11 protein-coding genes and 5 pseudogenes are annotated in these 15384 nt (G+C 44.6%); 2 read left to right on the top strand and 14 right to left on the bottom strand.

Annotation, left to right across the window (positions count from 1 at the left end; all coding sequences use genetic code 11):
• Positions 1-32: 32 nt before the first annotated feature.
• The 10 genes and pseudogenes from AC3WT9_RS21750 to AC3WT9_RS21705 form a co-directional block, all read right to left on the bottom strand.
• A complete protein-coding gene (locus AC3WT9_RS21750; RefSeq protein ID WP_341380269.1) occupies positions 33-2015 on the bottom strand; it encodes a fructose-specific PTS transporter subunit EIIC in 1983 nt (660 codons plus the stop codon).
• Between the two features lie 305 nt (positions 2016-2320).
• On the bottom strand, positions 2321-4255 hold the full coding sequence (locus tag AC3WT9_RS21745) for a BglG family transcription antiterminator (RefSeq protein ID WP_341380270.1): 1935 nt from the start codon (positions 4253-4255) through the stop codon (positions 2321-2323).
• Between the two features lie 126 nt (positions 4256-4381).
• Positions 4382-4591 (bottom strand): annotated as a pseudogene (locus tag AC3WT9_RS21740) (IS1182 family transposase); the annotation flags it as partial.
• Positions 4592-4744: 153 nt separating this feature from the next.
• Complete coding sequence (locus AC3WT9_RS21735; RefSeq protein WP_341380271.1) at positions 4745-5551, bottom strand: methyltransferase domain-containing protein; 807 nt, start codon at positions 5549-5551, stop codon at positions 4745-4747.
• Positions 5552-5824: 273 nt separating this feature from the next.
• Positions 5825-6019, bottom strand: a pseudogene (locus AC3WT9_RS21730) (macrolide family glycosyltransferase); the annotation flags it as partial.
• Positions 6020-6277: 258 nt separating this feature from the next.
• Positions 6278-6563 (bottom strand): annotated as a pseudogene (locus AC3WT9_RS21725) (sensor histidine kinase); the annotation flags it as partial.
• 38 nt (positions 6564-6601) lie between these two features.
• A pseudogene (locus tag AC3WT9_RS21720) lies at positions 6602-6898 on the bottom strand (response regulator); the annotation flags it as partial.
• 209 nt (positions 6899-7107) lie between these two features.
• On the bottom strand, positions 7108-8274 hold the full coding sequence (locus AC3WT9_RS21715) for an NADase-type glycan-binding domain-containing protein (protein WP_492407946.1): 1167 nt from the start codon (positions 8272-8274) through the stop codon (positions 7108-7110).
• Between the two features lie 272 nt (positions 8275-8546).
• On the bottom strand, positions 8547-9554 hold the full coding sequence (locus AC3WT9_RS21710) for a phosphotransferase (RefSeq protein WP_341380273.1): 1008 nt from the start codon (positions 9552-9554) through the stop codon (positions 8547-8549).
• A 142-nt stretch (positions 9555-9696) separates the two neighbouring features.
• Entirely contained in the window at positions 9697-9999 is a 303-nt protein-coding gene (locus tag AC3WT9_RS21705) for a hypothetical protein (protein WP_492407945.1), read from the bottom strand.
• Positions 10000-10044: 45 nt separating this feature from the next.
• On the opposite strand from AC3WT9_RS21705, the pseudogene AC3WT9_RS21700 reads away from it, so the two are divergent.
• A pseudogene (locus tag AC3WT9_RS21700) lies at positions 10045-10387 on the top strand (helix-turn-helix domain-containing protein).
• 399 nt (positions 10388-10786) lie between these two features.
• On the opposite strand, the gene AC3WT9_RS21695 reads toward AC3WT9_RS21700, so the two are convergent.
• The 3 genes from AC3WT9_RS21695 to AC3WT9_RS21685 all read right to left on the bottom strand — a co-directional run bounded on the left by AC3WT9_RS21695 (position 10787) and on the right by AC3WT9_RS21685 (position 13340).
• Positions 10787-11584, bottom strand: a complete 798-nt coding sequence (locus tag AC3WT9_RS21695; RefSeq protein WP_341380274.1) for a class I SAM-dependent methyltransferase — start codon at positions 11582-11584, stop codon at positions 10787-10789.
• Positions 11585-12071: 487 nt separating this feature from the next.
• Positions 12072-12482, bottom strand: coding sequence for a contact-dependent growth inhibition system immunity protein (locus tag AC3WT9_RS21690; RefSeq protein WP_341097391.1), 411 nt, complete (start codon positions 12480-12482; stop codon positions 12072-12074).
• Between the two features lie 177 nt (positions 12483-12659).
• The gene (locus AC3WT9_RS21685; protein ID WP_341380275.1) at positions 12660-13340 is read right to left on the bottom strand and encodes a TetR/AcrR family transcriptional regulator; all 681 of its coding nucleotides are present in this window, start codon (positions 13338-13340) and stop codon (positions 12660-12662) included.
• 131 nt (positions 13341-13471) lie between these two features.
• Between AC3WT9_RS21685 and AC3WT9_RS21680 the strand changes: the two genes are divergently transcribed.
• Positions 13472-14824 (top strand): MATE family efflux transporter, encoded by a 1353-nt coding sequence (locus AC3WT9_RS21680; protein WP_492407944.1) that lies wholly within the window; start codon positions 13472-13474, stop codon positions 14822-14824.
• Positions 14825-14938: 114 nt separating this feature from the next.
• On the opposite strand, the gene AC3WT9_RS21675 is transcribed toward AC3WT9_RS21680, so the two are convergent.
• Complete coding sequence (locus tag AC3WT9_RS21675) at positions 14939-15319, bottom strand: hypothetical protein (protein ID WP_341097396.1); 381 nt, start codon at positions 15317-15319, stop codon at positions 14939-14941.
• Positions 15320-15384 lie beyond the last annotated feature (65 nt).

Here is a 15384-nt window from a genome sequence, read left to right as displayed (position 1 = left end):
ATCGTCATTTCTTTACTACTCAGTGCAATGAATCAACGCACCTGATCTAGCAATTGATAGGCTTCTGCCTTCGTTTTTACCGCCAACAGTTTTTCCCTGAAGTCATCATCCATCAGCTTTCGGGACAGCATTTGTAAGACTTTCAGATGAGCGTTTCCTTTACTGTTGCGTGGCACTGCAATCATAAAGATCAGTTTGGCTTCACTTCCGTCCAGGCTCTTCCAGTCTACTCCGTTCTGCTTGATGCCAAAGACAACACTTGGCTTCAGTACAGCGTCCGATTTGCCGTGCGGAATGGCAATATTCATACCTATGCCTGTCGAGCTTTCTTCTTCCCGAGCCCATATAGCCTCTTTAAAATCACGGGTTGAACTTACCGCTCCGACGCTATCCAATGTTCCAATCATTTCGTCGATAATCGCATCCTGAGTATCCCCGTCCAGATCTAAATCAATTAAATCGGGCGTAAGGATATCGGTTAATTTCTCAATGTGGAAGACTGGCACTTCTTCAATAATCTGATCCTTTATCTGTACAGATGCTGACACAGCTGTAGCAGTTCTCCCGCCAGTCACAACTGAATGTTCAAGATCCGCTTCTCCCGCGATATCCAGAGTCCCCGTTACAACATCCTTTTTCAACATACTGATCATAAGAGCTGTTACTATTGAGCCGACAATAATAGCAATAAAAAACATCAAAACATTGTCAACAGCACCAAGAACAGCTACAATAGGTCCACCATGGGCAACTCTATCACCAACATGGCCAACCATCGCAATCACCGAACCTACCATCGAACCTACCACGACACTTGGAATGACACGTAGTGGATCTTGTGCAGCAAACGGAATCGCACCTTCTGTGATACCAAATAAGCCCATTGTAAATGATGCTTTACCTGCTTCTTGTTCCGAAGGTTCGAATTTACGCTTGCGAATCATCGTTGCAAGTCCCGTACCAATAGGCGGGATACAAATAGCAGCAGCAATTGGACCCATTATTTCATAGTTTCCTTCACCGATCATGGCCGATCCGAATAGGAAGGCAACCTTGTTCACTGGCCCGCCCATATCGAAGGAGATCATCGCACCTAGGATGAGAGCTAACAGAATCGAACTTGTACCTTGCATACCTACGAGCCATACCGTCAGGGATTCAAACACCTGTGCGATTGGAGAACCTATAACGAACACAAAAATCAGCCCTACAATCAAAGAGGTCAATACGGGTATAATAATGATTGGCATAATAGGCTTCAACGCCTTAGGGACCTTAATCTTCTTAATTCCGAGCGCTATATACCCTGCAAGGAAACCGGCGATAATCCCGCCAATAAATCCGGCTCCTGCTTCACTACCATAGAAACTTCCGTTAGCAGCGATGAACCCACCGACCATACCTGGAGCAAGACCAGGCCTGTCCGCAATACTCATTGCTATAAATCCGGCCAATATTGGTACCATGAAAGTAAATGATGCCGATCCAATATCCTGTATCGTCTTCCAGAATGAATCATCTGGAATTAATAGCCCCCCTGGGGTTTTCACTCCGCCTAGGGACACCGCTATAGCAATCAGCAATCCGCCGACCACGATAAACGGCACCATATAAGACACACCGTTCATCATATGGCGGTAAAATGAATTCTGTTTCGACTTCTTCTCTTTCTTGATATCATCAGCCGACCGTAATTGTGCCCGATGGACCGCCACATCACCGCTCATTATCTGTCTAATCAGATTCTCCGGATGGCGAATCCCTTCCTGTACCCCAACGACGAGTAGCTTTTTGCCGACGAAACGATCTTTGATCACCGTTTTATCCGCCGCGATAATGATGCCGTCTGCTTCACGGATATCCTTTTCGGTCAGCTCATTCTCCACTCCAATGGAACCCTGAGTTTCAACCTTCATCTCTATTCCCAGTTTATCAGCAGCCTTCTGAAGGTTCTCAGCCGCCATATAGGTATGTGCAATTCCATTTGGACATGAGGTAATCGCTAATATTTTCATGATCATTCTCCTTTACAATAGTTATTCCCGTTACATTCATAGTATAAACGGCAAATAAACTATTATCGGACTGAAGTTTTACCGTTATTTCCGGCAAAACCTAGTTTAATGTTCCATAAAATAAAGAGCTATTCATGGCTCATGATCCTTATTTCATCCGTTTTAGCATCGCACTAATTCCACGTACACTCATGCTGACGTCAAATTCCCGTTTAATCTATTCCGCCACCAGTGTAGATTGCTGTATTCAACCGTTCAATCTCTTCGTTGCACATTTTTATCGCCGTCTCGGATTCATTTATTATTTACCCTTTCAGTTTACTTAGAAATTTCATCACATCGGTCTCTTTGGACAACGCGCTGACAAAAGCCGGACGTTCACTGACCAAGGACAACTCTTTAAACAGCTGCCTCGCATCTTCCCGTTCGTCACTTTTTAATGCAAGCATAAATACGAGTTCGACCTTTTCAGTTCCCCAGAGGATTGGCTGCTTTAAAGTGGCGATGGCTATAACCGACTGTCTGATCCATTGCGGATTCCCGTGCGGAATCGCAATCCCTCCCCCTATTGTCGTAAAGGACATACTTTCTCTCATCAGAGCGCTCTCCGAATAACCTGTCTCTGCATATCCCTTATCCATCAATATTTGCCCCAACCTAGCTATAATCTGGGCCGGACGCTGAACATCCTGTTGGAGAAAAACTAGAAATGGTGAAGTGTACTTTAGAAAAACAGATTCTTGTCTGCTGTCAGGCTCATCAAGTTGCTTAATCTCTAGTTCAAGCTTTCGCACATCTCTCGCCTCCAGTAGGGGGGAGACAAGAATGCAAGGAACTTCCAACCCCGACAGCGCAATAGTAGAAATGACAAGATCAACTTGATGGGAAAGCAGATAATCTTGAACTTCCGCTTTGCCCATAGAGGCTTCCACCAGCACAGACGGAAATTTTCGTTCAATTTTCGTTCGCAGCAATTGGGACATGCCAATGCCCATGTGACATACAACAATTACCTTTTTGGGATTACTCTGACCTTGATGAAACCTTTCGACGGAAGCTTGGAAATGCAACGCCAAATAAGCCGCTTCTTCCTCTGGAATGGATAGATGAAGTGATTTTCTCACCTCTTCCAGCACCATAATGACCCGATCGAACATATAGGGATACATTTTCTTGATCTCCACCAACATCGGGTTGGAAACGGATAACCCGTAATCGAAACGATTCAAAGTAGTATATAAATGGACTTTCAATCCATTCATCAGAATCAGATCTTGAGAGAACTCAATCATGTTAAGCTCCGACATTCGGCGCGTTAACTGCTCGATCAAATCAGGTAAGAGCGGATGTCTGTCCGCCAAATCTTCTTCGCCCTCTTGACGATAGCGAAATTTTCCACCAAGCAAATGTAAGGCTAAATAAGCGGCTTCTTCGCGAGGAAAAGACATGGCAAACAGCTGTTTCAAGCGCAACAGAAAATCTGTAGCCCAGGTAAATTCCACTTTCTTCTGCAAAAATGAAATTTCATTATCCGATAAAGAAATCGGCTGCTTAAGTTTCATTCGTTTGACAATCAGTAGGACATGCAACATCAAACTTTCAAAAGCTTCATCCGTGTAATACAGCGAATGCCGCTTTTGCAGCTCTCTAAATTCATAGTATACGCCAGTAATCTCATGCGGCTCGAACTGTTTTTTTATCATCTGCCCCGTCAACTCTGAGCTGTCTATTAACTGATCCAAGCGAGCTAACGCCCTCCGTTTGTTCTTCTCGGAGCCTTCAATAACAAGACCAACTCGCTGCTTGGAAAGTAACCGTAGATTAAACCGATGCAGCCACCCCTCAATTTTGGCCACATCTTTACGAATAACCGCTTTGTTTACAAAATACCGCGAGACCAGGTCCTGAATTGTAACGGGCTTGGTGTCCATCAACAGTTGATAGGCTAGATGCAGTACTCTCTCCTCGTCAGATTCCTGTCGAACCGGGCTTTCTTCCTCATAAAGGCGGTGGAATAGCTCAGCTTGATCAGTTTCGTCAATGTCTAGATAAATGCCCCGGCCAGGTCGTCTCACTAGGCTCGCATTGGCGTACTTTTCTATATATTCTCCAATTATTTTCAGATCGCTCCGTATGGTTTTCTCTGAGCAATTGATCTCATCAGCAAGATTCTGTACTAACAACAATTGATTCGATTGAGTTAATAAAATGCTAAGAATTTTCTTTTGTCTTTTATTCATTAAATTCCTCTATTCCTTCATGGTTTTGAAGACAGCACCAAGAACAGGGACACATTGTCATAATATATAATTGCCCTTCATTCACTGGAATACACAGCATAACTATACAGCTTACTACAAAATAATTTGCTCTGCGGCTTCGATACTGGCAAACAATACCTGCACTTTCTCTTGCAGCTTGGCCTTGTGTTTAGTCACGGCTTTGCCCCAAACAAAGGTGTAGCGATTGGCATTAGCCTCAATCTTGGTACCATCCACGAAATAATGCTCCAGGGAGACGTATTCTTCGTCCGCCAGAAATTGAAGCACGGCGGTGAATACCGTTTCAAGGATACCTTGTTCGCGGGGCGTCCTCACCAAGTTCCTATGTGGATCCTACTCCAAAACCAAGGGGCGTCCCAAGCAGCCATTACATGGTTTTTGGGACGCCCCCTGTACTTTGAAGACTTACGCTGTCCCTTTGAGGAAATTCAAGGCACATTGCTTCGCTTATGTAGCCCTCCCGATCATCAAGGCATGATAGTTGACGACCTTTAGGCCTCTTGAGGTGGCATGGCGAAGGAATATTTCCTCCACATCTTTCAGGCATTCCTGCCAGACAACTTCCTTCAATGTTTCCTTCTGGCCAAAACATTTCTTGATCAATACATCCTCAGGTCTCGACAGATATTCAACCTCTTCAAATATCTGTAATTCAACCTTCTGTAGATTGCTTTCGCTCAGTTGGCGTTCAAATTTCGCTTTAATCTCCCCCAGGTAGTTGTCCGGAAGTGGAGAATACAACCCGGGAAAGTGACTTCGAAGTCCCCCGTCTGTTCCGCAATGATACAAACCCAGCGCCATACCGCCGGGTTTAATGACCCGATGCCCCTCATCATTTCCCTTGTGGAATAGCCACGGTCCCTTTTTTGTGTAGACGACGTCAAAAGAGTCCACAGGAAATGGTAATGGTTCCTCAGCATCCATTACAAGAAATGTAAGGGATTTGGCTGCGCCCTCTTTTGCTGATGCAATGTATCCCTCGACGGCATCAATCCCCACGACTTCTTTTGCTCTGCAAGCAAACGTCCTCGTGAATTCACCGTGACCGCAGCCAACATCCAATACTCGTGAGTTCTCATGGAGACAGGCTGCAATTTTGTCTGCAAAGATAACCTCGGCCCGCGGTTCATCGAACACCGACTTCCACGGATACTTGTATCCTCCGGTTTCCAACGCTAAATTTGCGTACCACGCTGTAGTCTGCGGCGGAATCCAATCGGGATGTTTCATTGGGTCAAATAATAGTTTCGGCACACTAACATCACCCTTTCTATAAATTACAAAATATTCGCGACCTAGCACCAAGCTCCCTCTGCAGGACGTTGCGGCCCCAAACTACTTGTTTGCGGTGTTATCCTTGATGTACCCGAAAAATGTCATTTTGCCGTTTTCGTTCTCAGCAATACTGTACGGATGGATCTGGTCTGAATATCTGCGGGCAAATCTCCCTTCGCCTACCGGATAGATCTCAATATGAAGATTGCCAGAGTATCTCATAAAGTATAATTTCCCATCAATAAGTTCTACTGAGATAAAGGCTTTTATAAATTTTTGATCGTCAAATGTTCGTACCGAAGCCCCCGTCTTCTCCATACGTTCCCGAAAAGCTTCTATACAAAAGTACACTACCTCTTCTCCACGCAGAATAAGCTCTTGCACAACTCCAATCGTTGGATTGATATGTCCCTCTGATCGGCCATTAATAAATAAAACAAGCGCCACATACACCACTTCTTAGGTATATTGCTCTCTAACTCCTTCTAATATAAGGCATATTGACCGGTGCAGCTTTCATTCGAGGTATGGTATATTCATTTGGCACTATCTCCAAAGCACTGCAAAATTCGCATGCTCCGACTATACAAAAACGCTACTGACAACGGAATAGTAGCGTTTTAGCATTTATTTTATGGTTTTTTAAATAATGTTCCACCCGTGTATTCTGAACGTGACTTTTCTACTCTATTCGCTTACAAGGGTTTCTTTGTTTTGAACATAGGTATATTCAAACAAATCTTTATTAAATGATGTACGCGTTCAACCTTTGCATACACAATCTGTATATAACCTCGAAGCCCCACTTCGTCCCTATATTCATCTTCATTTATAAGATTCAAGTATCCGATGATAGAGGTTAGAGGGATCTAAGGTCATGGGCAACATTCGTCACCAAATCATTTTTAATCTGTTCTGATCTTCGCTCTTCCGCAATGGCCTTCTTGGCTTGAATTACGACATTATTAATGTGGGTAACAAGTTCATCTAAACCAGCTTCCGCTCTCTCTTCTATTTTATAAAATCAAAGTAACCGTTAGCAATAAGCTCAAAACCAACAATTTTATCCATGTCTTCTGCTTTTGCACTTAACATCAAGACTGGAATTTAATGCTCTCTTCGAATTTCTCTACAAACATCCAGTCCATTCATCTTGGGCATCATAATATCTAATATCACGAGGTCAATAGAGTGACGCTCCATGAATTGAAGTGCTTCAAGTCCATCCTGCACTGTATAAATTTGATAGCTTTCATTGCGCAAATACACCCCGATTAACTCGGCAATCTCTTTATCATCGTCTACAATAAGTATCTCGGTAGTCATATATTCCCGCCTCAAAAACCATATCCAACGTCACCCTATCATAATCTTATCTTATTCAATAAATTATTCCCATTGCTTCTCTTTAATAGTCCATTTAATTACTACATACCCCAAAACCGCTCCGCAGTGAATCCTCTCTTCGGCAAAACGCTGCACATAAAGAAAAGCCCAAGCATCTTCTCTGCTTGAGCCGATTCCCAACAAACAAATTACTTAAGTACAATCAATTCTGACACGCAGGTATCAGCAAACTTTTTCCCAGGATAGGTCGATAGTATGGTTAATTTAATCTTGCTGACTTCTTGTCCGATCTGACCGATCTGTTGCGAAAGAAGATATATGCTATTCTGGTCTGCAGCTTTCTTGGAATCGAAAGGCAAGTCAGCAAGATCAACATCTTCCGTTATCCATTCTGAATTACCCATAAGGTACGATAAGCGAATGGTTTTGATTCTTGCATTGTTCTCATAGCTCTCCTTGCTTTTCATATAACCGTTGATAATCCGCACACCGTCAACATATGTACCTGGTTTCAACTCTAAAGTAATGGTCTCCCCGATTCCAGTTCCTTTGGCGCCCTCAACCCATGCTGTATTCAGCTTCCCATCAAACATATTCGTAATTTCGTACTCTTTCCCTAACTCAGTAGAAGCAATTGCGCTCTTGAACTGACTTATCGGTATTTTTGAGGCTCTAATATGTTTGGATAATAAATACGCCTCATACTCATACTTAAACTCAAGCTGGCCAAGTTTCTTCAATTCAGTATTTTCCAGTTGGAGTTTAAGTAATCCTTTTTCTGTTTCTTTTCCGTATGGAAGTGAGAGACGGATGGGAGAGCCGCCTTTCATAACAATGTCGCGGTAATCAAATGTGATGTTTAGTTTACCGGCTCTCCCATTCCCCCAGTATCCTGCTGGTGCTACATCGTAGCTAAAATGTCTATCCCCGAAAATTACTAACGGCTGGCCGGAAATCATCCAGTCGTAAAATCCAGCGTTTACCGAATATCGCACCGTAAGCTTTTTGGTCTCTCCCTTTGCAAAATTAATCTCAGTTATGTATTCGCGGGTAACTTTTTGGACGATATATTCATCTTCTATTACTTGATTTACGATTTTGGTTGTACGTTCATTTTTTATTGGGAGTAACTTATTGCCATCTGTAATCCGAAAGTTATCGGCTTTGAAGTCACAATTCGGTTCGCAACCATGCTCATTAACGTAGAAATGAATTGGAAAAATATACGCCGTTTTATCAGCTCCGCCTTTATTAAACAAAGTATACGCTGCAGTGATATCTACCGTATCACCCTTGATAATAAAAGATAGATTTTCTTCTTTAAGGATAATGTTTTTCTTTTGGGTGAACTTCATTCCCCCTCCTTGAACATCTGGTGATATATCCCCAGGGCCTCCATTGGCTGTCGTCTGGATAGGCATTGCAACAAGAGCAGATACTGCTGCAATAAGAAAGACACATAACATTTTGGTAAATTTACGAATAACTGAACACCTCTTTACTGGAATAGGTCTAACTCAATGAAGTCAGGGTGAAAGAGCCACGGCAACCTGTTGCTCAGTCCCCTTTCTTCGCAATTCGCTTGATTCAACTACCGTATCCGGGCACTAGGTTAGCGTACATCCAGCTAAATGTCCCCAAGAAGAGCGTCGAGTTGCTCCCACCGCTCCGCAGTGCGGATCATTTCTTCGGCAAAACGGACAGGGACCGCGCTGGACGATTCGAACGACGGCTGAATCCACCAAAGCGATTCGATACACCAGACGTACTTGATTGCCCTCAAAATCGAGCCTGGCGGTAGTTGCCGCACACTACGGTAGCCTTCAGTGAAAGCGACCACTGCATCCTTGCGGAATCCGCGCCCGCTGAGCGTGCCGGAAAGGACAGCCCGCCCGAGGTCCAGCGCTGGAAACGAGTAGCGTGCCCGGTCGAAGTCAACGATGGCTGCCAGAGCGTCTCCTTCGAAAAGCAGGTTGTCTGCCCACAGATCGAGGTGGGCCCAGCCGGCAGTCAGAGGCTTAAAGTCATCATCTCCAAGTGAATCAACAATCGCCTTCTGTAATTGCAGTGCATTCCGGACACGCTCAGACGAGTCACGGGCCGCATCCCAGCTTACCTCCCAGGTTCGCTCCACCTCCTCGCGAGACAACCGCCAAACCGGTTCCTCCGGCGGCACTGCTGCTCCGAACCCCAATGCCGCCGCGGAATCCCAGACGGTATGCATATCCGCGGCAGCCCGTCCGAGTGCATGCATTCTATGCTCACCGATCATGCCAGCAGGCACCATAGCGCCCGGACAGCATGTCATGACGGTCATGTACCTTCCGCACGGCAGAATGTGCATGCAGCGCCCTTCCAGCATCAGCGGCTCAGGGCACGGTCCACCCGACTGATAAAAAAGAAGTTGCAGTTGCAGCGCATTTTCAATCTTGCCGCGAAACTCCGGATCACCCATCTTAAACCGCTCAGGGTGATAGCTTTTGGCGAACAGCCACCCCTTGTTCGTCTCGACGATCCACTTCTCGTTCAATAGCCCACGCCTAACACGCCCGGCAGACAGCAGCTCAGCCGAAAAATGCTTTTTCAGCCAGTCCGCGATTTCGTTGACTATTTGGTCCTCAGTCGTCAAGAGCATTTAAAACCAACCTTTCCAAATGCCTCTGCCCCCGAACAGCGAAACTGCGCAGAGAGCGTAGTTGAGTTATAAACTATAATGAAACAATGTTAAAAAGAGGCAGTTCTCCCCTTTCCGGGGGATACGCCTCTAAATGGTCAGGTCACAGCCATGTTTCGGCCTTGTTATATGCTTCATAATTAAGAATATTATGGGGCCTCAGAATAGTCAAACTAAATAAGAGCGTTAAATTCACTTTTGCTAAGAACCGAAATTCACGAGCGATCTCTAGTCCTTTTTTCCCCAAATCCTCCAACCAGCCAAGTTCTGCGTATCTGTAAATACTATCTTTGGCCTGCTCATAATCCCCTAGCTGTTGATATGCAATTCCCCGCATCTGCTGACTAAACCCAAAATAATAAACAAGCAGATGCTGCATCTTAATTAGGGGTCTAGTCAGTCCCATCGCCTTGCAATACTGCCTCTCTTCATAAATACGCTGAACATAGTTATGCAGGATATCCGCCGTATAGAAAACGTCGGCAATCGCATACGTGAGCTTAGAAAAGCAAAAGGATGGACTCAAGAACAATTGGCAGAAGCAGCATCGCTTCACTACAGTTACATAGGCGGTGTCGAACGCGGAGATCGAAACATTTCTTTGGAGACGCTGGAAAAAAATCATTGCAGCGTTTCAAGTTCCCGCCATTGAAGTTTTTCGTTTCGATGATGAGACCGAGCACCGAAAGGCGCTCGATGAGCATATGGCTTTGATTAGCAATAAGAGTGCAGAAGAAATAGCAGCAATCACCCGGGTTGTGCGGGAAGTGATTGCTGCAATGGGGATAGACTAGGATGAGAAGGAAGATCTTTTTAGGAGAATAAAATGAAGAATATCTCAATAGGAGGAAGTCCCCTTTGTATATTCTCTAAGAAAGTTTGTTTTCTTTTGAAAAGCTTCAAAAATCGAATCCAAAGAACGACTGCCACTCTTTTTCAGTTTACCAGCCTATAACGCAGACTGGAGTTTGACCTTCGTTTCCGTTACCATGTGGGTTGCGGTTGAATTGCCCTGCCCCTTCCCTTTCTACGTTAAGACGAGTCTTTTCCGAGCTGACTCACAAAGGACCTTGCCCTCTGCGCTGTCTGTATCAGCAAGTTTTAGGTCTATCCTTTGCGGGATTTGATCTCGCTTTGTTCTACTATCGTAGCCGTTAGTTTAGCAAAAGGATACGTCATACGTACATGTCAAACTATAACTTTCTTGCCCAGATAATAGCACGATTTGTATCTTCAACAATCGGCTTCGGTATCGATTCAGCCGTATAATTTTGATAGGTACGCTCTATAGTAAATCCAGCATCGGACAGCCAACCGTAAACTTGCGTTTGTGTAGGAATATGCTTATGCCACCGCTTGGGTACAATAAATTGCTCACCGCTATTTGTGGTAAGCTCCCAGTGACCAATTCCGGTACAAATCTGGGTTATAGGATCATACACGCTGCCATAGCTAACAGTGCGACCAGTCGTGCCCAATTCGTCTGTTCCTTCGAAATAGCTACTCTCATTCAACCTGCTGAATGAGGCTGCTGGATTATAATATAAGTCAAAATCCATATAAAGATGTCCACCAGTACTAAGCGACGCCGCTGCATTTTTAATAAAGGTCTTCTGTGCCTCTTTGTAATCCATTTTGCTTTCAATGTTAATCAAGATATTGCCTGCCATAACTACTACATCAAAACCGAGACCCCAATCAGAAATCGCCGCTTCAGCCTGATAACAGTGTATATTAGGCAAACCCACCATCCGGCGATAACAGCGTAGGAGCATATGTTCATCTGCATCAAAGCCTGTAACAGTATGATTCGCCTTTGCAAGTGATACACATATCCTACCACCACCACAGGCAACTTCAAGAATACTTTGTGACTGGTTGCCTGTTTGCTCTGCAAGTACTTTTAATAGAAAATCGATGTCATGTGTTTGGTTTTCAAACTTTTCATACACACTGGCATACCAATGTTTTGCGATAAAATCTCTGTTCACAGATTTACCTCCAATTTTTTAGGAGGGTTAAAGTATAGTCACCCTCCAAGAAATTATGCGGGTGGACAATTCTGTTATATTAATCATCTAACATCATCCTTTCAACATTTAATGGAAAGCGGGATAAATAAAAACTGTGTTTCTATATGATTATAATTGGAAAAATTTCATTATCAATGTAAAAGTTCTTTATAGTTATTCCCGTCAGCTTAAAAGGATTCGTCAAAATTAGGATAATTCGGCCATGCTCTGTAGAACCTTTTCACTAAAATAGATCCCACATTGCTTTCAGCGACAAACCTTTTTGCGGAACCCCCTCCCCTCCCTGCAAGGAAAGCCATAAAAAACTTGCCCTACTTATGATACGGTTCACCGCAATGTATCTTAACACAAAGTAAAGTTTCCACAAAATATATATCAATATATAAAAGACATAGCCACTCCTGGCAATCAAGTGGTTTCTTAATAGAACTAGCTATTTTATTGACTACTCACTTTTGGGAGGAATATACTGTTCTAGCAATGGTTTTAATACTTCAAGACAGTGATTGACACCAATAACGATTGAATTAAACTCCCAATGCAAATCAATGTGTTCCTTCCAAAAGTCATATCCTATATCTAACATGGCACAAAGCAGATCACCTGTATACCTCGCACCTGATACAAACTCGTTCACGGCTAATCGTTCAAGAACAATAGGGACAAGATACGCTAAACAGAATTTCTGACCAATCATTAACCTTAGGTCTTCATTAGTGAAATCTTTTAGTGGTACTGTTCTAAGACGATGAACGGTTTTAACAAGGTTAGAATTGAATGTAGGCTCACCCCAATCATCTCCATCTAATTCCTGCAAAGATTTTGTTATATCGAATTTAATTAAAGAATTTCCCATACAAAATATCCTCGTTTCACTAGGATGAAATCCATGCTTTATTTAACAATCAGGTCTTTCCATGTAAAACTAATCCGCTTAAATTAACGATGACTTTGCCATTATTTATGATACGGTTCACCGTAACCTACATAGTGCGTCGCCCATCCGATAACCGGATGAGCGGTTTTACACATTCTACTTCTCCTGCTCCTTTATCACCTGCTCAATCCCGAGCAGAATCAGCTTCAGCCCGAACTCAAACGCCCCGTCGGTTCCCATTAGCTCGAATAGCCCGCTCGTAAACATCCTCCTGAACAGTCCCGTATCCGTCTCGCTCATGGAATCGAGAAGCCGAATCAGCTCCTCACCCGGAGGCGCCCCCTGGTCTTTAAGGATCGCGGAGACATTGCGCCCATGCTGATAATTGTCCAGAACGAAGTAGAAGACATAGTTCACAAGCGTAGTAACCACCTGCATTTTCTGCGCTTGCGCGAGCGGCGTCGATTCCACGCAGAGCAGCATACGGTTGGTGAACCGGATGATGTCCGGTTCGTGGGGCAGCGTCATCATCATGAGCTGCGTAGAACAGGGATATCGGCTGAGCACGCTCCGTACTGTTACCGCAAGCCCTGTCAGTTGCTCCTTCCAATCCCCCTCGGAGTGGAACTCCTCCAGAATCACCTTCGATACCTGATTGGCCAGGCGCTGGTAAAGATTCTGTTTGCTCTTGAAGTACCAATACAGGGAGGGAGCCTGAATCCCCAGCCTGTCGGCCAATCGTCTCATGCTGAATTTCTCGATGTCCTCCTCTCCAAGAAGCTCCCACGAGGCTTCCAGAATCCTGTTCTCCGAAATTTGAGGCTGCTGCTTTTTCATTATTATCCGTCCTTTATCTAACAGTGTAAGTTTATGCTTTACAGGTTTATAGGTTCATGATATCATCTAACACTGTAAGGTTCAATCTAACATCGTTAGATTGAATAAAATAAAGAAAGTGGTGATCCAACATGGATGCAGAAAACCTCTATTATTTTGAAAAAGCACCGGTCGCAAAGGCCGTAGCTCACTTCGCTATACCGATGATGCTAGGCACCTCAATGAATGTCATATACTCCATCTTGAATGCCTATTTCCTTGGTACACTCCATAATACTGCTATGTTAACCGCACTCGCGCTAACCTTGCCGCTATTCGCAATCATTATGGCCCTGGGCAACTTGATTGGCATAGGCAGCGGTACCTACATCTCCCGTATGCTAGGAGAGAAAAAGTATGATGACGTAAAGCATGTGTCTTCATTCGCTTTTTACAGCAGCTTAGCTCTTGGTCTTATCGTGATGGCCGCGGGTCTTCCGTTGATCGATCCCATCTTTCATGGCCTGGGGGCAACGCCTGACTCCTTCGGATTCACGAAGGACTATGTCACTATTATGCTTATGGGTTCACCATTCGTCGTATTATTTTTCACGCTGGAGAATATCGTGCGCTCGGAGGGTGCAGCCATCACCTCGATGATCGGTATGCTTCTAAGTGTTGTTGTAAATATCATTCTCGATGCGCTCGTCATCTTCGTGTTCCATTGGGACGTGATCGGCGTTGCGTCAGCTACGGTCGTTTCTAACTTGGTTGCGAGTGTATACTACGCCTTCCATATGAGATATAAAAGCCAATTTTTAACGGTCTCCGTAAAATGGTTCAAGGCTACCAAAGACATTCTGGGTAATGTATTCAAAATCGGGGTTCCCGTCTTTATTATGAGCATCTTTTTGGGGGCAATGTCGCTTATCTTCAACCATTTTCTTGTCGAATACGGGGATTCGGCCGTAGCGGCTTACGGAATTTCATCACGTTTATTGCAATTTCCTGAGTTTATTCTGATGGGCTTATGCGAGGGGGTCGTGCCGCTCATTGCCTTCTCTTTTACAGCGGATAAATTGCGCATGAAGAATACCATTGGATTTACGACCAAAGTGATTGTGGGGTTAGCAGCCGTATTCGGCATCATCGTCTATTTAGTTTCCGACCATTTAATTGGTCTATTTACAAATGACCCGCAATTAATTGAGATGGGCAGCTACATTCTGCATGTGACGTTCTTATCCTTATTCATTACAGGAATGACCACTCTGTTTACCGGGGTCTTCCAGGCAACAGCGCAAGGAACGGCCGCGTTTATTATGTCAATTATTCAAGGAGTTACGCTGATTCCTGTACTTTATATTGCCAATCAAATGAACGGCTTCCACGGGGTAGTCTGGTCGATTGTCATTGCGGATGCCGCCGCATTCCTTGTCGGTGCCGTCATGCTGTATGTTCTGCGGAACAAATTGCAGCCGGAATTGGATAGTTTGCTGCAGTAGAAGTTATATAACAGCCAGATCAGCCAACCTTGGAGTTCTGCCTCCTCGTTAAAAAAAAGAAGGTGCGAGCAGCCGGTTCATCACCGGACGCTTTTCGCACCTTCGCTTTTTTGTCTAAATCAACGCGTTGAAATGGCCCTCTGAGTTTACCGTCGCCGTCCGGGGATCAGTCAGACCAATGCCCTTGAGGCCTCCCTTTCCTTCCGTCCGCCAGAGCGGGAGATGGTCTTGAAGCGGAGGAGCCAGTACAAAATCGACCGGGGCGCTACTCCCACTTTTCTGCACCATTTGGGCCTCCATCAGTCGAATTTGCCGCTGCAGCTGCTCCCGGCGATAAGGAGTCTGCATCTCTCCGCCCTGCGCTGCATTCACCTTGTCCAGTTCCATCAGCAACCGGTTCCGCTGCTTCTCCAGGGAACTTACATCGCTTTGTGTGCCACCGTAAGCTGCAATGGCCTGTACCGGGCTGATGCCTGATACTGTCTGTGCCGCCATGATCTGTCCCTCCGTTTACTTGGCTCCTAATCCAAATTCAGCCAAATTTTAAAGTTCTAATCATG

Source organism: Paenibacillus sp. EB106-06-01-XG199, from assembly GCF_058791575.1.
The sequence above is the reverse complement of the archived record's forward strand: the minus strand, read 5'-3'. Positions and strand labels throughout refer to the sequence as shown.

What these genes read in the sequence shown, in the direction of transcription:
- AC3WT9_RS21680 (WP_492407944.1), top strand. Translation starts at nt 13,472, where the DNA reads ATGGATGCAGAAAACCTCTATTATTTTGAAAAAGCACCGGTCGCAAAG.
- AC3WT9_RS21690 (WP_341097391.1), bottom strand. Translation starts at nt 12,482, where the DNA reads ATGGGAAATTCTTTAATTAAATTCGATATAACAAAATCTTTGCAGGAA.
- AC3WT9_RS21745 (WP_341380270.1), bottom strand. Translation starts at nt 4,255, where the DNA reads ATGAATAAAAGACAAAAGAAAATTCTTAGCATTTTATTAACTCAATCG.
- AC3WT9_RS21715 (WP_492407946.1), bottom strand. Translation starts at nt 8,274, where the DNA reads ATGAAGTTCACCCAAAAGAAAAACATTATCCTTAAAGAAGAAAATCTA.
- AC3WT9_RS21675 (WP_341097396.1), bottom strand. Translation starts at nt 15,319, where the DNA reads ATGGCGGCACAGACAGTATCAGGCATCAGCCCGGTACAGGCCATTGCA.
- AC3WT9_RS21710 (WP_341380273.1), bottom strand. Translation starts at nt 9,554, where the DNA reads ATGCTCTTGACGACTGAGGACCAAATAGTCAACGAAATCGCGGACTGG.
- AC3WT9_RS21750 (WP_341380269.1), bottom strand. Translation starts at nt 2,015, where the DNA reads ATGAAAATATTAGCGATTACCTCATGTCCAAATGGAATTGCACATACC.
- AC3WT9_RS21705 (WP_492407945.1), bottom strand. Translation starts at nt 9,999, where the DNA reads ATGGGACTGACTAGACCCCTAATTAAGATGCAGCATCTGCTTGTTTAT.
- AC3WT9_RS21685 (WP_341380275.1), bottom strand. Translation starts at nt 13,340, where the DNA reads ATGAAAAAGCAGCAGCCTCAAATTTCGGAGAACAGGATTCTGGAAGCC.